The sequence below is a fragment of the Pararhodobacter zhoushanensis genome (assembly GCF_025949695.1).
GTDB lineage: Bacteria > Pseudomonadota > Alphaproteobacteria > Rhodobacterales > Rhodobacteraceae > Pararhodobacter > Pararhodobacter zhoushanensis_A.
This window is the reverse complement of record NZ_JAPDFL010000001.1, coordinates 2,350,676-2,371,587: the sequence shown is the minus strand read 5'-3', so window position 1 is coordinate 2,371,587 and position 20,912 is coordinate 2,350,676. Positions and strand designations below refer to the sequence as shown.

Here is a 20,912-nt window from a genome sequence, read left to right as displayed (position 1 = left end):
GCTTGGGTGCCGGTTGAGGGGCGGATTTACGAGCGGTGGTCGACATTTGCCTGTCCTTGGGTGCTGCACGATCCGGGTTCGAATCGCACGGTGTACATCTATGGGTCGCGCCTTGACCTCAAGAGGTTCAATGAAAAATCGGGTCACTTTTGGGCGAGTTTGAGACAAGCTCGGCGGAACTGTGCCGGGCCTGCTTTCGCGCTTGACTTGAGCGGGCCGGAACGGGAAACCAACGGGCATGACAGCCGCACGTTTGACCATCGATCTCGACGCGATCGCCGCCAATTGGCAGGCGCTGTCGCGCCTGTCCGAAACCGAAACCGGGGCGACGGTGAAAGCCGATGCCTATGGCCTTGGCATCGGCCCGGTGGCGCAGCGTCTGGCCGAAGCGGGTGCGCGCACTTTCTTCGTCGCGCTGGCCGAAGAAGGGGCGACGCTGCGCAAGGCACTGGGCACAGGTCCGCGGATCTTTGTGTTTTCCGGGCATATGGCGGGCGACACGCAGAGCCTGCGCAACCTGAACCTGATCCCGCTGATCAACTCGGCCGAGCAGATGGTGCGCCATGCCGAGGCCTTGGCCGGGCACCCGTTCGGCGTTCAGCTTGACAGCGGTATGAATCGTCTGGGGATGGAGCCCGCTGAATGGGCGGCCGTGCGCCCCATGGTCCTGCAGGCCGGTCCGCAGCTGATCATGTCGCACCTTGCCTGCGCCGACGACCGGCTCCATGTGATGAACGCCGAGCAACTTGAAACCTTTACCCGCATGACCAGCGGCATCGACGCGCCGCGCTCGCTGGCGGCGACCGGTGGCATCCTTCTGGGCCGCGACTATCATTTCGACATAACGCGTCCGGGCATCGGGCTTTATGGCGGCGCACCGTATGACGACGCGTACCCGGTCGCCACGCTGTCGCTGCCGATCATTCAGGTCCGCGATGTCGAACCCGGAGAGGCCGTCGGCTATTCCGGCACCTGGGTTGCCACGCGCCCGTCGCGCATCGCCACGGTTGCGGCAGGTTATGCCGACGGGCTGCTGCGCTCGCTGTCGGGCAAAGCGACGCTGTGGGCCGGTGACACGCCCTGCCCGGTTGTCGGGCGCGTGTCGATGGACCTGATCACCTGCGACGTGACCGGTCTGGCGGTTGAGCCTGATGCACTCGACATTCTGGGCGCGCACCAGACCGTTGACGCGCTGGCCGAGGTCGCCGGAACCATCGGCTATGAGATCCTCACCTCGCTGGGCGGGCGCTATCGCCGTCGCTATGTGGGCCACGGGGCATGAGCCCTGTTGCGTTGCTGGGAGCAACCGGGCGGAGCTTTGCCGGGGTGCTGGGTGCCTTGGGTCGCTTCGTCGGCTTCGCCGGACAAGCCGTCGGCTGGATGCTTCGCCCGCCGTTTCACCTGCGCGAACTGGGCGCGCAACTGATCCAGATCGGCTGGCTGTCACTGCCCGTTGTCGGCATGACTGCGCTGTTTACCGGTGCCGCGCTGGCGTTGCAGATCTTTGCAGGCTCCGCGCGCTATGGCGCCGAATTCGCCGTTCCGTCGATCACCGCCATCGGCATGGTGCGCGAATTGGGACCCGTGCTGGGCGGGTTGATGGTGGCGGCGCGCGTGGCGTCTTCCATTGCGGCCGAGATCGGCACGATGAAAGTTTCCGAGCAGATCGACGCGCTGCGCACGCTGGCCGTAGAGCCGATGCAATATCTGACCGTTCCGCGCCTGCTGGCAGCGACGCTTGCGATGCCGGTTCTGGTGGTCGTCGGTGACTCCATCGGCATTCTGGGCGGCTATGCGGTTGGCGTGACCCGGCTGGGCTTTGATGGTCCGACCTATCTGGCCAACACGCTCGATTTTCTTGAATTCTGGGACATCGGCTCGGGCCTGGTAAAAGGTGCCGTGTTCGGGTTTCTGGTTGCCCTGTCTGGCTGCTATTTCGGCATGAACTCGGGCCGTGGCGCGCAGGGTGTGGGTGAGGCGACGAAATCGGCGGTGGTGCTGGCATCGGTGCTGATCCTTGCCTCAAACTACCTGCTGACCGAGGCGTTCTTCACCTCATGATCAGCGCGGACAATCTTTTCAAGGGCTTCGGGCCCAAGCAGGTTCTGCGCGGCGTGTCGTTTGATGTGCCCAAGGGCGAAAGTCTGGTGGTCATCGGCGGCTCGGGCACCGGCAAGTCGGTGTTGCTGAAATGCCTGCTGGGGCTGGAGCGCCCCGACAGCGGCTCGGTCGAAGTGGCGGGCCTGCGCAATCCGCGTCCGCAGGTCTTGGCGGCGCAGGTGGGCATGCTGTTTCAGGGGGCCGCGCTGTTTGACTCGATCCCTGTCTGGCAAAACATCGCCTTTCGCCTGATGCGCGGGCCGGGACGCCTGCGCGCCCCCGAGGCGAAGGCGCTGGCGATCGAGAAACTGGCGCGCGTTGGCTTGGACAAGGCCACGGCTGATCTGTTCCCGGCTGAACTGTCGGGCGGGATGCAAAAACGCGTCGGTCTGGCGCGGGCCATCGCCGGCGATCCGCCAGTCTTGTTCTTTGACGAGCCGACGGCGGGGCTGGACCCGATCATGTCGGCGGTGATCAACGCGCTGATCCGCGAAATCGTCACAGAAATGGGCGCGACGGCCCTGACCATCACCCATGACATGCGCACCCTGCGCGATGTCGCGGACCGGGTGGCGATGCTGCATGAGGGACGGTTCTACTGGCAAGGGACCACCGACGAAGCGTTGACGACCGATGATCCGGTGATGCGCCAGTTCACCGAAGGCCGCACCACAGGGCCGATCCCGACCCTGCGCTGAACGCCCCGTCACGGTCATTCGTCATCCTCCCCCAGGCTGAGGGCGGCCATCGGCGCCATTGCCGGGAAGACCATAGGTTCTTCCTCGGCCGTGTCGGTGGGCAGGGACAGCTTTGCTGGCGGCGACAATCCCGCACCCAGTCCCGCACCAACGCGGACAGGCGGCGCGGCGTCGATCATGCTGTGTTGTGGCATCCCGCCCGGCCAGCCGGTGAGACGTATCGCGCGCATGCCCCGCGTCTGACCCAACCGGCCAATGGCTTGCGGCGTGCCGTCCAGCGCCACCAGACGCACCTCTTCCAGATTGGAAAGCGGCAGCTCCAGCGCACTGCCGACCCCCAGCTCCAACACCTTGGCCAACGGCAACGTGACGCGGCCCAGTTCCGCGCGCAGCGCCGCCGGCGCGCGCAGAACCGCCTCTTCCAGCGCGTTGGACCAATCCTTGACCGCTTCTGCGCCCAAGGCCTCGGCTTCGACCGGGTCTATTTCCGGAAGACGGGGCAGCGCCAGCATCAACCGCAGCGGCCGCGTGACGGTGCCCGAAATCAGCGTTGCCGTCAGCGCCACCAGATCATAATCGGCTTCATCCAGTAGAATCGGCAGCAACCGGTGATCCGGCACAGGCCGCGCGCAGCGCAGGGCGGAAAGGGGATCATCCGACCCCAGCGCGATCAGCGTGGTATCGATCACTTCGGACAACAAGGCTGCATCTGTGGTGGTCGGACGGCGCGGTCCCGGCGGCTTTGCCCCCAGACGACCGATGGTCATCGCCTCGATCAACGTGATGAACCCGTCCAGATCAATCAGCGCCAGCGCAGGCCCGGCGCTGGTGGGGCCCAGCAAGGTGACAAAGGCCTCTGGTGCGATGCCATCAAGCAACTCGGCCAAGGAGGCAGATTTGCGATGCACCGCGCCCTGCTCAGCGACGAGCGGCGCGCCCGAGGACACCGCGTGACCAAAGGCGCGCACCAGTGTCGGCGCGGGGCCGAGAACCACGGGGGGCTCAGCCTCGGCGGGCGGGGTGCGCGGCGACAGTTTGCGCCGCAGCACCGGATCGCGGTCTAAAAGGGTCATGGCCTGGTTTCCTGCACGTGATGCAAGATCGCAGGCCGGTGTTAAAAAACCCTTGCCAGTCGTCGCTTTATCTTACGCGTCGGACAGGCGGCTGATGACAACCATCACTTCAGGCTTTTTGCCAATCTCATCGACGCAGCAGTTGCGCACGCGGCGGCGGATCACCTCGGTCAGACGGTCATCCGAGGCCAGAACCTTGCGGCCCGTGCGCTCCAGCTCTTCGGCCAGCTCGTCCTCGATCACCTCGTTGAGTGCCCGATTCGACCGCCCCTGCCGGGCCAGACCCGAGCAATCGGCCCAAGGGTCGCCCAGCGGTTGCCCCTCTTCGTCGATGACCAGCGTGATCAGCACCATGCCGTTGAGCGCCATCTTGATGCGCTCACGCACGACGCCGTCCATCGCGCCATAGATCGCCGAGCCGTCGATATAAAGGCGGCCCGTGTCCACATGCTCGACCACCTTGGGCTCAGGCCCGGTCAGGTCCAGCATCGTGCCATTGGGCGCAATAACCGAGATCATGCCGCGCTTCTGCGCCAGCATGGCGTGCTGACGCAGATGACGGTGTTCGCCGTGCATCGGGATCAGCACATTGGGGCGCACCAGCTCGTGCATGCGCTCCAGATCGGGGCGGTTGGCATGGCCCGAGACGTGGTAAATGCCCTGGCTGTTATCGGCGACATCAACGCCCTTTTCCGACAGGGCGTTAACGATGCGCAGCACGTCGCGCTCGTTGCCGGGAATGGTCATCGACGAGAAGAGGAACAGATCCCCCTCTTTCAACGAAAAGCCCAGATACGACCCCCGCGCCAGTTGGGCCGAGGCCGCGCGGCGCTCACCCTGACTGCCGGTGACGATCAGCATCAGGTTCTCGCGCGGGATCTCGTTGGCCTCTTCCGCGCTGACGACCAGCGGGAAGTCATGCAGCAGCTTGGCCTCGGTCGCGGTGCGCACCATGGTCTGCATCGCGCGGCCCAGCAGGCACACGGTGCGCCCGGCCGCGCGCGCGGCCTTGGCCAGCGTGCGCACCCGTGCCACGTTCGACGCGAAGGTGGTCGCCACCACCAGCCCGGGCGCGCCCTTGACCAGATCGGTGATCGCCTGCGGCAGCGAGCTTTCCGAACGGCCCGGATGCGGCGAGAAGATGTTGGTCGAATCCGACACCATCACGTCGACGCCCTTGTCGCCCAGCGACCGGTACAGGTCTTCATCGAAGGGATCGCCAACGCCGGGCGCCATGTCCAGCTTGAAATCGCCGGTGTGCAGCAGACGGCCCGCCGGCGTTTCGATCAGCATCGACGAGGCTTCGGGCAGCGAGTGCGCGATGGGCAGGAACGAGACCTTGAAAGGCCCCAGCTCAACCACCTCACCCTTGCCCAGCGTGATGATCTTGTCGACGGGCTGCCCCGCCTCCATCATCTTCTTGGCCGCGATCCGCGCGGTGAAATCGCGCGCATAGACCGGGGCTTTCAGGCGGCTGTAGAGATGCCCCAGCCCGCCGACATGGTCCTCATGCGCGTGGGTGATGAAGATCCCGTCCAGACGGTCCCGGCGCTTTTCCAGCCAGCTGATATCGGCGGTGATCAGATCAATGCCGGGCGTGCCGTCCATGTCCGGAAAGGTTACCCCGATATCGACCAGGATCAACCGCTCATTGTTCTTGGGGCCATAGCCGTAGACATAGGCGTTCATGCCCACTTCTCCGGCGCCACCCAGCGGCAAATAGATCAAACGGTCTCTGGTCGTCATGCGGTCGTCAATTCCCTGTTGTATCGGTTGATGAGCACGAGGCCATGCAACGTCAGATCGTCCTCGACCGAGTCGAAGATCTCGGTTCCTTGGTCAAAGAGCGGTGCCAGACCGCCGGTCGCGATCACGCGCATCGGCCGTTCACGCTCGATCCTGATCTGGCGCACGATGCCTTCGACCAGGCCGACATACCCCCAGTAGATGCCAGACTGCATACAGGCAACCGTATTCGTGCCGATCGCGCTTTGCGGGCGGGTGACATCGACGTGCGGAAGCGCCGCAGCGGTGCTGTGCAGCGCCTCGAGCGAGGTATTTACCCCCGGCGCAATGGCCCCGCCGATATACGCGCCGTCACTGTCGACCACATCGAAGGTGGTCGCGGTGCCGAAATCCACCAGGATCAGATCGCCGCCATGGCGGTCAAACCCGGCGACCGTGTTGACCAGACGGTCGGGACCGACGGTGGTGCCCTGATCGACGCGGGGCGGCACGGGCAGCAGGCAGTCAGGCTTGCCCACGACAATCGGACGGCAGCCGAAATAGCGGTCACACAGGACACGCAGGTTGAACACCACGCGGGGTACCGTTGAAGAGATGATCACCTCGGTGATATCGGCGTCGATCTTGCCCAGGTTCATCAGCGTCGAGAGCCAGACGAAATACTGGTCGGCGGTCTGCCGGTGGTCTGTTGCCGTCCGCCAGGTGGCGAGGAAGTCATAGCCGTTCCAGACGGAAAAGACGGTATTGGTGTTGCCGCAGTCGATGCAGAGCAGCATGGCAATCCTCAGGGATCAGGGAAAGAAGATATCGGCGGCGGGGATGGCGCGCGGGCCTTGTGCGGTGCGCAGCACCAGCGACCCGGTGGCGTCGATGGTCTCGAACGTGCCTTGCACCTCTTCGGTCATCGTACGGGCGACGAGGGTCTGGCCCAGCCGCGTGACCCGCTGCAGGAAAGCGGTGCGGATCGGGTCGAACCCGTACGTGCGCAGGCGTTGGTCCCAGGTCGCGAACGCGGGCGCGAGGTGATCGAGCAGCGCTTCGGGCTGAATTGTCAGACCGGTTTCCGTGCGCAGGTTGACCGGGGGAAAGGCGGCCGCAGGGTCCGCCGGGGGTGAGGCACGCAGGTTCACGCCGATGCCCAGCGACAAGACACCCTGCCCCGGGCTTTCCAGCAGGATGCCCGACAGCTTGCCGCCATTCAGCAGCACATCATTGGGCCATTTCAGCGCAAACCCCGCCTCAAGCCCGGTCAGCCCCATCAGCGCCTCGTGCAGCGCCAGTGCCGCCACGAAAGAGCGCAGCGCCAGTTGTTGTGGCGGTTCGTCAAGACGTTGGAGGAGCGTTGCGGCGAAATTGCCCGAGGGGTCGACCCACGCCCTGCCCCGACGCCCGCGCCCGGCGGTCTGACGCAGGGCAAGGATCCATGTCGGGGCTTTGAGGTCAGGCAGTCGGCGCAGGGCCTCGGCCATGGTGCTGTCCGTTTCGGACAGCACCAGCCGTTCATGGCCCTGCGGCCAGTCCGGGTTAGTTGACAAGCGCCTGCGCCGCGACGGCGGCCGCGCCCTCGATCCCGAACAGGTTGATCACGCCCAACACGGTGACCGCAGCGGCAGCCAGCGTCAGCCAGCGTTGGGCCGGGGCGCCATCATCGTCCAGCGGGTCGATCTCGGTACCGAAGTACATGAAATACACGATCCGCAGGTAATAGAACGCGCCGATCACCGAGGCGATCACCCCGATCACCGCCAGCACCACATAGCCCGAGCCGATCACCGCTGCGAGCACGGCGAACTTGGCCCAGAAGCCGATCAACGGCGGCACACCGGCCAGCGAGAACATCAGCACCAGAAGCGCCAGCGCCTGTACCGGCTGGGCTTTGGACAGCAGGTTCAGATCGTCGATGCTCTGCACCGGGCGCCCTTCCCGGCGCATGGTCAGCATGAAGGCAAAGACGCCGACCGACATGGTGACATAGATCGCCATGTAGAGCAGCGTCGCCTTGACGCCTGCCTCGGTCCCGGCGGTCAGACCCAGCAGGGCAAAGCCCATGTGCGAGATCGACGAATAGGCCATCAGGCGCTTGAGGTTACGCTGACCCAGCGCACCAATCGCCCCGACCACCATCGACGCACCAGCAAGGAAGCCCAGGATCTGGCCCCAGTCGCCCGGTGCCTGACCAAAGCCGTCGAACACCAACCGGGCCAGCAGCCCCATCGCCGCGACTTTCGGCGCGGTGGCGAAGAAGGCGGTGACCGGCGTGGGTGCGCCTTCATACACGTCGGGCGTCCACATGTGGAACGGCACCGCCGAGATCTTGAACGCCAGACCCGCCAGCATGAACGCCAGCCCCATCAGCAGACCGACCGGCAGGTGATCGCCCTGCACGACGCTGGCGATCCCCTCGAACCGGGTGGTGCCCGCGTAGCCGTAAACCAGCGACGCGCCATAGAGCAGCAGGCCCGAAGCCAGCGCGCCCAGCACGAAGTATTTCAGACCCGCCTCGGTCGCCTTGGCGCTGTCGCGGCGGAAGGCGGCGAGCACGTAAAGCGCCAGCGATTGCAGTTCCAGCCCCATGTAGAGCGTGATCAGATCCTGCGCCGAGACCATGACCATCATCCCGACCGTCGCCAGCGAGACAAGGATCGGATACTCGAACTTCATCATCTTGGTGCGTTCGAGATAGTCCATGCCCATCACCAGCACCGCCGCGGCGGCCAGCAGAATGGCCATCTTGGCGAAGCGGGCAAAGGCATCCTCGACGAACAGGCCGCCGAAGGCGCTTTGCGAGACAGGCTCCTGCACACCGATCAGCACCGAGAGCAGGATGAGCACCGCCACCGTCGCCCAGGTCAGGGCCTGCGCCAGCCGGTCCTTGCCAAAGTAAGCGCCCGCCATCAGCGCCACCATCGCCCAGAGCGACAGCAGGATTTCGGGCAGCGCGATCGAAAGATCAACCGAGGTCATCGGAGCGGGCCTTTCAGTGACTGGGGGCCGCGTGCGACGCGGCCTCATTGGCTGCGTCGGTGGTGGTGTGAACCACCACGCGGGCGGCGGGATCGATACCGTTCGCAGCGTTGTATTGGGTGACGAGCGCCGAGGTCGACGGACCGATCAGATCGGTGATCAGCGACGGATAGACACCCAGAAGCAGGGTCATCGCCACCAGCGGCGCGAACATGAGCTTTTCACGCATGTCCAGATCGGTGATCTGTTTCAGGCTGTCCTTGACCAGCTGGCCAAACACCACCCGGCGGTAGAGCCACAGACCGTAGCAGGCCGAGAAGATGACCCCGGTCGCCGCCACGACAGCAACCCAGGTGTTGACCTGGAACACGGCCATGAAGGTCAGGAATTCACCGACAAAGCCAGACGTACCCGGCAGGCCGACGTTGGCCATCGAGAACAGCATGAACACGGCGGCATAAACCGGCATCCGGTTCACCAGGCCGCCGTAAGCGTCGATGTCGCGGGTGTGGATGCGGTCATAGACCACGCCGACGGCCAAGAAGAGCGCGCCCGAGACAAAGCCGTGGCTGATCATCTGGAAGATCGCGCCGTCAAGACCCTGCTGGTTGGCGGCAAAGATGCCCATGGTCACAAAGCCCATGTGCGCCACCGAGGAATAGGCGACCAGTTTCTTCATGTCCTGCTGCACCAGCGCGACCAGCGAGGCATAGACGATCGCAATCGCCGACATCCACAGCACCAGCGGGGCCAACAGGTCAGAGGCTACCGGGAACATCGGCAGCGAGAAGCGCAAAAAGCCGTAGCCACCCATCTTCAGCAGCACCGCCGCCAGCACGACAGAACCCGCCGTCGGTGCCTGAACGTGCGCATCGGGCAGCCAGGTGTGCACCGGCCACATCGGCATCTTCACCGCAAACGAGGCAAAGAACGCCAGGAACATCAGTGTCTGCGCGCCCCCGGCAATCTGCCAGCCCAGCAGCGAGATCGGCCCAGCGTCAAATTCGAACGCCAGAAGCGTCGGAATATCCGTCGTGCCCGCTTGCAGGTACATGTAGATCATCGCGACCAGCATCAGCACCGAGCCGATGAAGGTGTAGAGGAAGAACTTGAACGCCGCATAGATGCGGTCCTTGCCGCCCCAGATGCCGATGATCAGGAACATCGGGATCAGGCCGGCCTCGAAGAACAGGTAGAACAGCACCAGATCCAGCGACACAAAGACGCCGATCATCAGCGTTTCCAGCAGCAGGAAGGCGATCATGTATTCCTTGACGCGGGTCTTGACGCCCCAGCAGGCACCAATGGTGATCGGCATCAGGAAGGTCGTCAGCATGACGAACAGGACCGAGATCCCGTCAACGCCAAGGCTGTATTTCAGGCCCAGGATCCAGTCGCGCTGCTCGACGAACTGAAAGCCCGTATCCGCAGGGTTGAACTCGAACAGCAGGATCAGCGAGATCAGGAACGTAGCACCCGTGGCAAACAGCGCCAGCAGCTTGGCTTGCCGCTGGGTGTTCTCATCCTCGCCATGCAGAAAGACAGCCCCGATCAGCGCCGCAATCGCAGGAAGGAAAGTGATGATGGACAGCAGGTTCAGCATCAGTGCGCCCCTCCGGAGAGCGTAACGTAAGTGACCAACACCGCGATGCCGATAACCATGGCGAAGGCGTAGGTGTAGATATAGCCGGACTGGACGCGGGCATAGACGCGGTTGAGCATCGGCATCACGCCCATGGTCAGCCCGTTGAGGAACCCGTCGATGGTATTGCCGTCGCCGCGCTTCCACAGGAAGCGGCCGATGGCCAGCGTCGGTTTGATGAAGACGAAGTTGTAGATCTCATCGAAGTACCACTTGTTGAGCAGGAAGCGGTACAGGATCGGTTGGTTCGCGGCCAGTTTGGCCGGGGTCTCCGGTTTCCAGATGTAGAAGATATAGGCCAGCACAAACCCCACCAGCATCGCCAGGAACGGCGCCAGCTTGGTCAGCGCGCTGAGGTTCTCATGCGCATTGTGCAGCGTCTCGTTGGTCGGCAGCATGGCGATGGAATGGCCGAAGAAGTCGTGGATCGCGTCGTGCGAACCAAAGAACGGCTCGTACCAGATCATCCCGGCGAAGACGGCACCGATGGCCAGGATACCCAGCGGGATCACCATGGTCAGCGGGCTTTCATGCGCGTGGTCATGCGTGTGATGATCGCCGCGCGGCGTGCCGTAGAAGGTCAGGAAAATCAGGCGCCACGAGTAGAACGAGGTCATCGCCGCCGCCGCCACAAGGATCACATAGGCATAGGTCGCCCCGCCGCCCATCGCGCTTTCGATGATCGCGTCTTTGGACACGAAGCCCGCAAAGCCGATATGGGTGAAGGGAATGCCGACTCCCGTGATCGCCAGCGTGCCGATCATCATCGCGTAGAACGTATAGGGCAGTTTCTTGCGCAGCCCGCCGTAGTTGCGCATGTCCTGCTCGTGGTGCATCCCGTGGATGACCGAGCCGGCACCAAGGAACAGCATCGCCTTGAAGAAAGCATGCGTCAGCAGGTGGAACATGGCGACCGAATAGACGCCCACGCCCGCTGCCACGAACATATAGCCCAGCTGCGAACAGGTCGAATAGGCGATCACGCGCTTGATGTCGTTCTGCACCAGACCCACGGTCGCTGCAAAGAACGCGGTGGCCGAGCCGATCAGCACGATGAACGTCCGGGTGTCGTTGGCATATTCCATCAGCGGCGACATGCGGCAGATCAGGAACACGCCCGCCGTCACCATGGTTGCGGCGTGGATCAGCGCCGACACCGGCGTCGGGCCTTCCATCGCGTCCGGCAGCCAGGTGTGCAGGAACAGCTGCGCCGATTTGCCCATTGCGCCGATGAACAGGAAGAAACAGGCGGTGTTGAGCGCGTTCCAGTCAGTGCCCAGGAAACTGATCGACTGCTGCGACAGCGCCTCGGCCTGATGGAAGATGTCGTCGAACTGAACCGAATCCGCCATGAAATACAGCATCATGATGCCGATGATGAAGCCAAAGTCACCCACGCGGTTGACGATGAAGGCCTTCATCGCAGCGGCCGAGGCCGACTGCTTTTTCCAGTAGAATCCGATCAGCAGATACGAGGCCAGACCAACGCCTTCCCAGCCAAAGAAGATCTGGATCAGGTTGTCGGCGGTCACCAGCATCAGCATGGCGAAGGTGAACAGCGACAGATAGGCGAAGAACCGGGCGCGGTAGCTTTCGCTGTCCGTCCAGTTTTCATCATGCGCCATGTAGCCGAAGGAATAGAGGTGCACGAGCGCCGAGACCGTGGTCACCACGATCAGCATCACCGTGGTCAGCCGGTCCAGCCGGATGCCCCAGCCGCCAACCAGCGAGCCCGAGTCGATGAAGCGCAACACCTGGATCGAGGTATCGTGCCCGTCAAAGCTGAGAAACAGGATCCACGAAAGCAGCGCCGACAGGAACAGAAGCGCCGTGGCAATCACCATCCCCGTCTTTTCGCCAATCATCCGCCAGAACAGGCCGCAGATGATTGCGCCCACCAGAGGAGCAAAGAGAAGCGTCGTCGCCATCACACTCAGCCTTTCATCACGTTGACGTCTTCGACGTCGATCGTGCCGCGGTTACGGAAGAAGGTGACCAGGATCGCAAGCCCGATCGCTGCCTCGGCGGCGGCGACGGTGAGCACGAACATGGTGAAAACCTGCCCCACCAGATCCCCCAGATGGCTGGAGAACGCCACCAGGTTGATGTTCACCGACAGCAGGATCAGTTCGATCGACATCAAGATGACGATGATGTTCTTCCGGTTCAGGAAGATCCCGAAAATCCCGATCACGAACAGCGCTGCCGCCACTGTCAGGTAATGCTCAAGTCCCACCATTTGGTCCCTCGTTATCTTTTTATCCAAGGCGCCGCAGGGGGCCCCGGTATCGTCTGGTGGATGTCAGTTCAGGCCTTGGCCCGGTTTGACATCCTTGAGTTCCATCGCCTTGGCCGGGTCGCGCCACATCTGGTGCAGCACGTTCTGGCGTTTGACGTCCGTGCGGTGGCGCAGGGTCAGCACGATCGCACCGATCATGGCAACCAGCAGAACCAGACCGGACAACTGGAACGCCAGGAAATACTGATCGAAGATCAACAGACCCAGCGCGCGGGCGTTGTCGACCTGATCCAGATCCGGCGTCACGGCCAGACGCATGCCGTCCGCACCCTCGGCCGAGGTCCAGGCCCCGAAGAGCAGCGCCAGCTGCATCAGGATGACGATGCCAACGACCGAGGCGAGCGGGAAATAGCGCGCCATCTCGGCCTTCAGCTCGGCAAAGTCGATGTCGAGCATCATCACCACGAACAGGAACAGCACCATCACCGCGCCGACGTAGACGATCATCAGCAGCATGGCGAGGAATTCAGCCCCCATCAGCACGAACAGCCCGGCTGCCGAGAGGAAGGTCAGGATCAACCACAGGACCGAGTGTACCGGGTTGCGGGCCACCACGACCAGCAAAGCCGCCACAACCGCCACAATGGCGAAGGCGTAGAAGGCAAAATCGGCAACGCTCATGCGTTCTTCTCCTCGGTCTCTGCAAAGACGCTCTGGGCAATTTCCAGCGCCTTCTGCATGGCGGGCAAGCCGCCGAACATGCTCATTTGCCAGATCACTTCGGCGATCTCGCGTTGTGTCGCCCCGGCTTCCATCGCATGGCGCACGGTTGTCTTCAGCTGCGGCTCGGCCTGCGCGCCCAGGACGGTCAGCGCGGCAACGGTCACCAGAAGCCGCGTCTTGGCGTCCAGCCCTTCGCGGTTGAAGGTACGCCCGAACCACATCTCCATCATGTCCTTGGACATGGTGGGCAGCATCTTGTCCAAGCCCGGAACCTTGAACTGTTCCAGCGCCGGGTTGAAAGCGCGCAGCATCTCCTGCGAGCTTTCCATCATCTGCTGGATCATCTTGGCATAGGGCTCAGTCATGCGTGCCTCAGCGGTACGGAGCGTCAAGCTCGAGGTTGCGGGCAATTTCGGCTTCCCAGCGGTCGCCGTTCGACAGCAGCTTGTCCTTGTCATAGAACAGCTCTTCGCGGGTTTCCGTGGCGAACTCGAAATTCGGACCTTCGACGATGGCATCGACCGGGCAGGCCTCCTGGCAGAAGCCGCAGTAGATGCATTTCGTCATGTCGATATCGTAGCGCGTGGTGCGGCGGCTGCCGTCATCGCGCGGTTCCGCGTCGATGGTAATCGCCTGCGCGGGGCAGATCGCCTCGCACAATTTGCACGCAATGCAGCGCTCTTCGCCGTTGGGATAGCGGCGCAGCGCGTGCTCACCGCGAAAGCGGGGGCTGAGCGGCCCCTTTTCGTGCGGGTAGTTCAGCGTGTCCTTGGGCCGGAAGAAATACTTCAGCCCCAGCCCGAACCCTTTGAAGAAGTCCGCCAGCAGGAAGTATTTTACGGCGCGGGTATAATCGATCTGGCTCATATCAGCCCCCAATCGCCCAGCGAGCCCAGAAGCCGCCAAGCACTTCAAATTTTGCCAGGAACGCCACGATCACGACCCAGCCCAGCGACATCGGCAGGAAAACCTTCCAGCCAATGCGCATCAACTGGTCGTAGCGGTAGCGCGGCACGATCGCCTTGACCATCGAGAACACGAAGAAAGCGGCCAGCATCTTGAGGACCATCCACCAGATGCCATCCGGCAGACCCGGGATCGGGGACAGCCAGCCGCCGAAGAACAACAGCGAGATCAGCGCGCACATCAGCACGACGGCAACCAGTTCGCCGATCATGAACAGCAGGAACGGCGTGGACGAGTATTCGACCTGATAACCAGCCACCAGTTCCGATTCCGCTTCGGGCAGATCGAAGGGCGGGCGGTTGGTTTCGGCCAGCGCCGAGATCAGGAACAGGAACATCATCGGGAAGTGCGGGATGAAGTACCAGTTCAGCAGACCGTAGTCGCCCTGCTGCGCATGGACGATATCGGTCAGGTTCATCGACCCGGTCGAGATGATCACCCCGATGATGATCAGGCCTATCGACACCTCGTAGCTGATCATCTGCGCAGCCGAGCGCAGCGAGCCCAGGAACGGGTATTTCGAGTTCGACGCCCAGCCGCCCATGATCACGCCATACACCTCAAGCGAGGAGACGGCGAAGATGTACAGGATCGCCACGTTGATGTTGGCAACGACCAGACCTTCAGAGAACGGGATCACCGCCCAGGCGATCAGCGCCATGACCAGCGACACCATCGGTGCCATCAGGAACACGATGCGGTCGGCCCCGGCGGGGAAGATCACTTCCTTGACGATATACTTGATGAAGTCGGCGAAGCTTTGCAGCAGGCCGAAGGGACCAACGATGTTGGGCCCTTTGCGCATCTGGACAGCTGCCCAGATCTTGCGGTCAGCGTACATCAGGAACGCCAGCGCCACCAGAAGCGGCACAATGACCAAAAGGACCTGCCCGACGATCAGCAGGAAAATCCCGAAGTAGTTTGTGGTAAAGAAGTCAGCCATGTGTTGTCCTCAGACCGTCGGTATTCCCTGCTCGATACAATCGGCCACCGTCACTTCGGCGTCGATTGTCCGAAATCCCCGCGGCAGCGACGGTGACACGGTATACACCGCATCCGCCTGCCACAGAGCACCCTCGTTATTCACCGTGGTGCGCACGTGTCGCGCAAAGCCATAGCCGCGGATCAGCGCGTATTGCGCAGCCGCACAGCGGGCATAGGCGATGGGATCCTGCGTATCGCGTGCACCCTCCATCGCCACCACGAAATGGACCAGATCACCGTCCAGCAGTTGCGTTTGCACGCCCCGGTAGACGGCATCTTCGGGCGCACCCAGCACCGCGTCACCCGGCTGGGGTGCGGCAGTGCCGCATCCCGCCAGTCCGATCAGGACCAGCGCCAGGGTTAGCGTGAAGGGGGCGCCAAGCGTCATGCGTTACTCCGCCGCCATCGGCTGCGCATTGCGCGCCGCCGCCGAGGCGCTCAGCTCGGCCATCAGGCCAGAGGCGCGCGCAATCGGGTTGGACAGGTAGAAATCCTTGACCGCCGGGCGGAAGCTGGCATCGCCCAGCGTGCCGGTCGCCACAGGCTGCCACGCGTTCTCAGGCACCTCGTCGATCATCTCGAGATGCGGCACGGCGCCAACCAGATGGCTGCGCAGCGCGCCAAGGCTGTCCCACGGCAGCACCGTGCCCACCTCGGCCGACAGAGCACGCAGGATGGCCCAGTTTTCCTTGGCGTCGCCCGGCGCGAACCCGGCGCGCAGCGCCAGCTGCGGACGGCCTTCGGTGTTCACGAAGATACCGTTTTCTTCGGTATAGGCCGCACCCGGCAGGATCACGTCAGCGCGGTGCGCCCCGCGGTCGCCGTGGCTGCCCTGATAGATCACGAAGGGACCGGCACCGATGTCCAGCTCATCCGCGCCCAGATTATAGACGACATCCGCACCGTCGGTCGCAGCTTGCAGCCCGCCCTCGGTCACAGCGTCGATATCCAGCGCGCCGACGCGGCTGGCAGCGGTGTGCAGCACCAGAAGACGCCCGGTCAGACCCATGCAGGCGGCCAGAACGGCCAGACCGTCAGCCTCGTTCAGAGCGCCCTGCCCCACGATGACAATCGCATCCTCACCCGGCTTGGCCGAGGCCAGCGCCGCGCGATCAGTGCCCAGATGGGTGTAGTCATAGGTCATATCGGCAGCGACACCAACGAGCGAAATCTTCGCACCGTTCAGCCACGCCTTGCGGATCCGCGCGTTCAGCACCGGCGCTTCATGGCGCGGGTTGGTGCCGATCAGCACGATTTCCTTGGCCGTGTCGATGTCTTCAATCGCCACGTTGCCAACATAGGCCGAGCGGTTACCAGCAGGCAGACGGCTGCCGTCGACCCGGGCTTCCACCGAACCGCCAAGACCTTCGACCAGCGTTTTGAGCGAATAGGCCGCTTCGGTCGACACCAGATCACCGATAAGGCCCGCCACTTTCGTGGCCCCCTTCAGCTTGGCGCCCACCAGTTTCAGCGCCTCATCCCAGCCCGCTTTGCGCAGCTTGCCGTTCTCGCGGATATAGGGCGTATCCAGACGCTGGCGTTTCAGCCCGTCCCAGACAAAGCGCGTCTTGTCCGAAATCCACTCTTCGTTCACGCCGTCATGGTTGCGCGGCAGGATGCGCATCACTTCGCGGCCCTTGGTGTCAACGCGGATGTTGGACCCCAGCGCATCCATCACGTCGATGGATTCGGTCTTGGTCAGCTCCCACGGGCGGGCCGTGAAGGCGTAGGGTTTGCTCACCAAAGCGCCCACCGGGCACAGGTCGATGATGTTGCCCTGCAGGTTCGAATCCAGCGTCTGGTTCAGATAGCTGGTGATCTCGGCATCCTCACCGCGCCCGGTCTGGCCCATCTGCGTGATGCCCGCGACCTCGGTGGTGAAGCGCACGCAGCGCGTGCAGCTGATGCAGCGGGTCATGTGGGTTTCGACCAGCGGGCCCAGATCCAGATCTTCGGACGCGCGCTTGGGTTCGCGGAAGCGGCTGAAATCGACGCCGTAGGCCATGGCCTGATCCTGCAGATCGCACTCGCCGCCCTGATCGCAGATCGGGCAATCCAGCGGGTGGTTGATCAGCAGGAACTCCATGACGCCTTCGCGCGCCTTCTTGACCATCGGCGAGTTGGTTTTCACCACCGGCGGCTGGCCTTCCGGCCCCGGGCGCAGATCCTTGACCTGCATCGCGCAGGAAGCGGCAGGCTTGGGCGGGCCGCCGACGACCTCGACCAGACACATGCGGCAGTTCCCCGCGATCGACAGGCGCTCATGGTAGCAGAAACGCGGCACTTCGACGCCGGCCACTTCACACGCCTGGATGAGGGTCATCGCCGGATGAACCTCGACCTCGCGGCCATCGATGATGATCTTGCGGAGATCTGACATGGCTTACCTTGCTCTCAGAAGTTCACCGGCCTGACTGCCGGCCGCGATCTCGGACAGGCCGAGCGCGCAATAGGTGTCCGGTGCGCCCTCGCGCACCCCGTGTTCGGCGAAATACGCCATAACCTCGGCGCGCATGCGCGTTTCGGTCGAATCGGCGGTCTGGAAGGCGCGGATTTCCTGACGCGAATACCCGCGCGAGCGCGCCTCATTGTACAGGCCCAGCACAAACCCCGTCGCCCGCAGGGTTCGCGCCTCGATGGTTTCGCAGTTCTTGCGGATCTCATCGGCCACAGCCAGCGAGAACAGATCGCGCCAGATCTGCGGATCCGCCTGCAGCGTTGCGTTGATCTCTTCCTGTGATGTCGCCTGAGCCGGGGCGGCAAGCCCCAGAGTGGCCGCGACGACAGCACCAAAAGCAGCGTGTTTGATCGACATGTGTGATCCTTCCCTTACGCGCAGGAGTGCGCGAGAGCGAGATAGCACAGTCAGCCGGACACGCGTGATCACACCCGCGAGGCCCGCGCACGCCGTCAGAGCCGCCGAAAGGCGGTCCTGAGCGATGCAAGCGGGAAAAGCGGTGTGCATCATGATCTTACTCGGCGGCCACGGCCGAAACCCGGCCGGTTTTCTGCGAGCGCACGCGATCTTCGATCACGTCACGGAAGTTGCGGATCAGGCCCTGGATCGGCCAGGCCGCTGCGTCACCGAGCGCGCAAATGGTGTGGCCTTCGACCTGCTTGGTCACGTCCCACAGCATGTCGATCTCTTCCAGCTCGGCCTCGCCTTTGACCAGACGGTCCATGACGCGCATCATCCAGCCGGTGCCTTCGCGGCAGGGCGTGCACTGGCCGCAGCTTTCGTGCTTGTAGAACGCCGACAGACGCCAGATCGCCTTGATGATATCGGTGGATTTATCCATCACGATCACCGCAGCGGTGCCCAGACCCGAGCCCAGATCGTTGCGCAGATAGTCGAAATCCATGATCGCGTCGCGCATCTTTTCGCCACGCACCAGCGGCACGGACGAACCGCCAGGGATCACCGCCAGCAGGTTGTCCCAGCCGCCGCGAATCCCGCCGCAATGCTTCTCGATCAGTTCTTCAAAGCTGATCGACATCGCTTCTTCGACGACGCAGGGGTTGTTCACATGACCCGAGATCGCGAACAGCTTGGTGCCCGCGTTGTTCGGACGGCCAAAGCCTGCGAACCACGCGCCGCCGCGGCGCAGGATCGTCGGCACAACGGCAATCGACTCGACGTTGTTCACCGTGGTCGGGCAACCATAGAGGCCAGCGCCCGCCGGGAACGGCGGCTTCATCCGCGGCATGCCCTTGCGGCCTTCCAGCGACTCCAGCAGCGCGGTTTCTTCACCGCAGATATAGGCCCCGGCCCCGTGGTGCAGGTAGATGTCGAAATCCCAGCCCGAACCGCAGGCGTTCTTGCCGACCAGACCGGCATCATAGGCCTCGTCGATCGCGGCTTGCAGGGCCTCACGCTCGCGGATGTATTCGCCGCGGATGTAGATGTAACACGCATGCGCGTTCATCGCGAAAGAGGCGATCAGGCAGCCTTCGATCAGGGTGTGCGGATCATGGCGCATGATCTCGCGGTCCTTGCAGGTGCCCGGCTCGGATTCGTCAGCGTTGACAACCAGATATGCCGGACGACCGTCGCTTTCCTTGGGCATGAAGGACCACTTCAAACCGGTCGGAAAGCCCGCGCCCCCGCGACCGCGCAGGCCCGAGGCTTTCATCTCGGTCACGATCCAGTCGCGACCCTTGCCGATGATGTCCTTGGTCCCGTCCCAATGGCCACGCGCCTGCGCGCCTTTCAGCGAACGGTCGTACATGCCGTAGATGTTGGTAAAGATCCGGTCTTGATCCTTCAGCATCGCTCAATCCTTCGCCTCGGGGGCCTTGTTCGTCCGGCGTGACCGCCAGAGCCCGTATAACAACCACAGCGCCATCGTGAACCCGGCAAGTGCTGCCAGATCGAAGAAGGCAAGGGTCCGTTGGGTCCAGCCCAGCGAGTCCCCCAGCGCCAGCGCGCCAACCCAAACCAGGGCGGTGATGACAATCACCAGCGCGATCACGCGCCCTTGCCGTATCTGATCCGCGTTGTGCTGCATACCGCTCTGTCAGTCCCTCAGTACACGTCGCCCTTGTCGACGCGCTTGGAAAATTCCGTCTCGCCACCCTCGGCCAGCTGCTTGGCTTGCGAAACCCATTCGTCACGGGTCACGCGGCCCTTGAAGCCTTCGAGGTTGCTGTCCACCCAGGCGATTTCCTGCGGTGTCCAGGCGGCGATCTGGTCGAAGTGGTAAAAGCCCATGCTGTTGCACAGGGTTTCCAGTTTCGGGCCGATGCCCTTGATTTTCTTCAGATCATCCGCTTTGCCGTCGCGCGCGCCTTCCAGCGCGGCGGGGCGGGTCTGATCCGCTTCGGCGATCTCGGTCGCGGCCGGCTGAACGGCGGCCGCCGCAGCCTCAGGCTGAGCCGGGATCTGGCCGGCCTTTTCCGCCGGGATCGGCTGCTTGGTTTCCACGGGCGCTTTGCCCAGACGCGGCGAGACCGGCTTGCCATCGGCGCGGGCCGATTTCACCGGCTTGTCGCTGCGGTCCAGCCACGGCGTGAGGATCGGCACTTCGGTGCCGTCGATGCGCTTGATCGTATCGCCAAGCTCGACGGCCAGCGCCACCGAGCCGTTGTGATCCTCGGTCCGTTCGCCCTCATTCAGGCTGGTCAGCCCCGAAAGCGGCTCGGACGTGAAGCGACCGTTCTGCGGGCCCGGCGTCGGAACGCGGCCAGCGGCCATTTCATCCAGAATCCACGACAGTTTCTCGGCCGTCAGATCCTCGTAATAATCCTTGCCGATCTGCACCATGGGCGCGTTGGCACAGGAACCGAGGCATTCGACCTCTTCCCACGAGAACTTGCCATCCGCCGACAGCGCATGCGCCGAGGTGGCGATCTTGGTCTTGCAGACGCCGATCAGATCCTCGGCACCGCAGATCATGCACGACAGCGTGCCGCAGACCTGCACATGCGCCACCGAGCCGGTCGGAACCAGCTGGAACATGAAGTAGAAGGTCGCAACCTCAAGCGCGCGGATATAGGCCATGCCCAGCATGTCCGCGACAGTTTCGATCGCCGGACGGGTCAGCCACCCCTCCTGCTCCTGAGCGCGCCACAGCAGCGGAATGATCGCCGAGGCCTGACGCCCCTCAGGGTATTTGCTGATCTGACCCTGCGCCCATTCCATGTTGGCGGGCGTGAAGGCAAAACTCGCGGGCTGTTCGTGATGCAGACGACGTAGCATCAAAGCGCTCCTGACTGGCACCGGCCATGGGCCGGGGGTATGCTGCCCGCCATGGCGGACGTAAGGCTGACGGGATGGC

At 63.4% G+C, this 20,912-nt stretch carries 21 protein-coding genes; 3 read left to right on the top strand and 18 right to left on the bottom strand.

Going from position 1 to position 20,912, the window contains the following annotated elements; genetic code table 11:
- The first annotated feature begins 238 nt into the window (after nt 1–238).
- The 3 genes from alr to OKW52_RS11905 are packed head-to-tail and all read left to right on the top strand — an operon-like array spanning nt 239 to nt 2,798.
- Nucleotides 239–1,282 carry an alanine racemase gene (alr, locus tag OKW52_RS11915; protein ID WP_264505895.1) on the top strand — a complete coding sequence of 348 codons (1,044 nt, stop codon included), beginning with the start codon at nt 239–241 and terminating at the stop codon, nt 1,280–1,282.
- The gene (locus OKW52_RS11910; RefSeq protein WP_264505894.1) at nt 1,279–2,061 is read left to right on the top strand and encodes an MlaE family ABC transporter permease; all 783 of its coding nucleotides are present in this window, start codon (nt 1,279–1,281) and stop codon (nt 2,059–2,061) included. The genes alr and OKW52_RS11910 overlap by 4 nt, the downstream gene beginning before the upstream one ends.
- A complete protein-coding gene (locus OKW52_RS11905; RefSeq protein ID WP_264505893.1) occupies nt 2,058–2,798 on the top strand; it encodes an ABC transporter ATP-binding protein in 741 nt (246 codons plus the stop codon). Before OKW52_RS11910 ends, OKW52_RS11905 begins: the two co-directional genes overlap by 4 nt.
- A gap of 14 nt (nt 2,799–2,812) precedes the next feature.
- Here the strand turns inward: OKW52_RS11905 and OKW52_RS11900 are convergent, their stop codons facing one another.
- The 18 genes from OKW52_RS11900 to OKW52_RS11815 form a co-directional block, all read right to left on the bottom strand.
- Nucleotides 2,813–3,871: a FliM/FliN family flagellar motor C-terminal domain-containing protein gene (locus tag OKW52_RS11900; RefSeq protein WP_264505892.1), complete on the bottom strand. Its 1,059-nt coding sequence runs from the start codon at nt 3,869–3,871 to the stop codon at nt 2,813–2,815.
- A 72-nt stretch (nt 3,872–3,943) separates the two neighbouring features.
- Nucleotides 3,944–5,617, bottom strand: a complete 1,674-nt coding sequence (locus OKW52_RS11895; protein ID WP_264505891.1) for a ribonuclease J — start codon at nt 5,615–5,617, stop codon at nt 3,944–3,946.
- On the bottom strand, nt 5,614–6,393 hold the full coding sequence (locus OKW52_RS11890) for a type III pantothenate kinase (RefSeq protein ID WP_264505890.1): 780 nt from the start codon (nt 6,391–6,393) through the stop codon (nt 5,614–5,616). The genes OKW52_RS11895 and OKW52_RS11890 overlap by 4 nt, the downstream gene beginning before the upstream one ends.
- 15 nt (nt 6,394–6,408) lie before the next feature.
- Nucleotides 6,409–7,152, bottom strand: coding sequence for a biotin--[acetyl-CoA-carboxylase] ligase (locus tag OKW52_RS11885; RefSeq protein ID WP_264505889.1), 744 nt, complete (start codon nt 7,150–7,152; stop codon nt 6,409–6,411).
- A complete protein-coding gene (gene nuoN / locus OKW52_RS11880; RefSeq protein WP_264505888.1) occupies nt 7,142–8,581 on the bottom strand; it encodes an NADH-quinone oxidoreductase subunit NuoN in 1,440 nt (479 codons plus the stop codon). The genes OKW52_RS11885 and nuoN overlap by 11 nt, the downstream gene beginning before the upstream one ends.
- A 13-nt stretch (nt 8,582–8,594) precedes the next feature.
- Nucleotides 8,595–10,184, bottom strand: coding sequence for an NADH-quinone oxidoreductase subunit M (locus tag OKW52_RS11875; protein ID WP_264505887.1), 1,590 nt, complete (start codon nt 10,182–10,184; stop codon nt 8,595–8,597).
- Nucleotides 10,184–12,151, bottom strand: a complete 1,968-nt coding sequence (gene nuoL, locus OKW52_RS11870) for an NADH-quinone oxidoreductase subunit L (protein WP_264505886.1) — start codon at nt 12,149–12,151, stop codon at nt 10,184–10,186. The genes OKW52_RS11875 and nuoL overlap by 1 nt, the downstream gene beginning before the upstream one ends.
- Nucleotides 12,152–12,156: 5 nt before the next feature.
- A complete protein-coding gene (gene nuoK, locus OKW52_RS11865) occupies nt 12,157–12,462 on the bottom strand; it encodes an NADH-quinone oxidoreductase subunit NuoK (RefSeq protein ID WP_127104058.1) in 306 nt (101 codons plus the stop codon).
- Between the two features lie 63 nt (nt 12,463–12,525).
- Complete coding sequence (locus OKW52_RS11860; protein WP_264505885.1) at nt 12,526–13,143, bottom strand: NADH-quinone oxidoreductase subunit J; 618 nt, start codon at nt 13,141–13,143, stop codon at nt 12,526–12,528.
- Nucleotides 13,140–13,550 carry a carboxymuconolactone decarboxylase family protein gene (locus tag OKW52_RS11855; protein WP_264505884.1) on the bottom strand — a complete coding sequence of 137 codons (411 nt, stop codon included), beginning with the start codon at nt 13,548–13,550 and terminating at the stop codon, nt 13,140–13,142. Before OKW52_RS11855 ends, OKW52_RS11860 begins: the two co-directional genes overlap by 4 nt.
- A 7-nt stretch (nt 13,551–13,557) precedes the next feature.
- A complete protein-coding gene (nuoI, locus tag OKW52_RS11850) occupies nt 13,558–14,052 on the bottom strand; it encodes an NADH-quinone oxidoreductase subunit NuoI (RefSeq protein ID WP_127104062.1) in 495 nt (164 codons plus the stop codon).
- A 1-nt stretch (nt 14,053) separates the two neighbouring features.
- Nucleotides 14,054–15,094 (bottom strand): NADH-quinone oxidoreductase subunit NuoH, encoded by a 1,041-nt coding sequence (gene nuoH / locus OKW52_RS11845; RefSeq protein WP_264505883.1) that lies wholly within the window; start codon nt 15,092–15,094, stop codon nt 14,054–14,056.
- Nucleotides 15,095–15,103: 9 nt separating this feature from the next.
- Nucleotides 15,104–15,523: a hypothetical protein gene (locus OKW52_RS11840; protein WP_264505882.1), complete on the bottom strand. Its 420-nt coding sequence runs from the start codon at nt 15,521–15,523 to the stop codon at nt 15,104–15,106.
- Between the two features lie 3 nt (nt 15,524–15,526).
- The gene (gene nuoG / locus OKW52_RS11835; protein WP_264505881.1) at nt 15,527–17,515 is read right to left on the bottom strand and encodes an NADH-quinone oxidoreductase subunit NuoG; all 1,989 of its coding nucleotides are present in this window, start codon (nt 17,513–17,515) and stop codon (nt 15,527–15,529) included.
- Nucleotides 17,516–17,518: 3 nt separating this feature from the next.
- Nucleotides 17,519–17,950, bottom strand: a complete 432-nt coding sequence (locus tag OKW52_RS11830; protein WP_264505880.1) for a DUF5333 domain-containing protein — start codon at nt 17,948–17,950, stop codon at nt 17,519–17,521.
- 157 nt (nt 17,951–18,107) lie between these two features.
- Entirely contained in the window at nt 18,108–19,406 is a 1,299-nt protein-coding gene (gene nuoF, locus OKW52_RS11825) for an NADH-quinone oxidoreductase subunit NuoF (protein ID WP_127104067.1), read from the bottom strand.
- Between the two features lie 3 nt (nt 19,407–19,409).
- Nucleotides 19,410–19,643 (bottom strand): DUF5337 domain-containing protein, encoded by a 234-nt coding sequence (locus OKW52_RS11820; RefSeq protein ID WP_127104068.1) that lies wholly within the window; start codon nt 19,641–19,643, stop codon nt 19,410–19,412.
- A 17-nt stretch (nt 19,644–19,660) separates the two neighbouring features.
- The gene (locus OKW52_RS11815) at nt 19,661–20,833 is read right to left on the bottom strand and encodes an NADH-quinone oxidoreductase subunit E (RefSeq protein ID WP_264505879.1); all 1,173 of its coding nucleotides are present in this window, start codon (nt 20,831–20,833) and stop codon (nt 19,661–19,663) included.
- Nucleotides 20,834–20,912 lie beyond the last annotated feature (79 nt).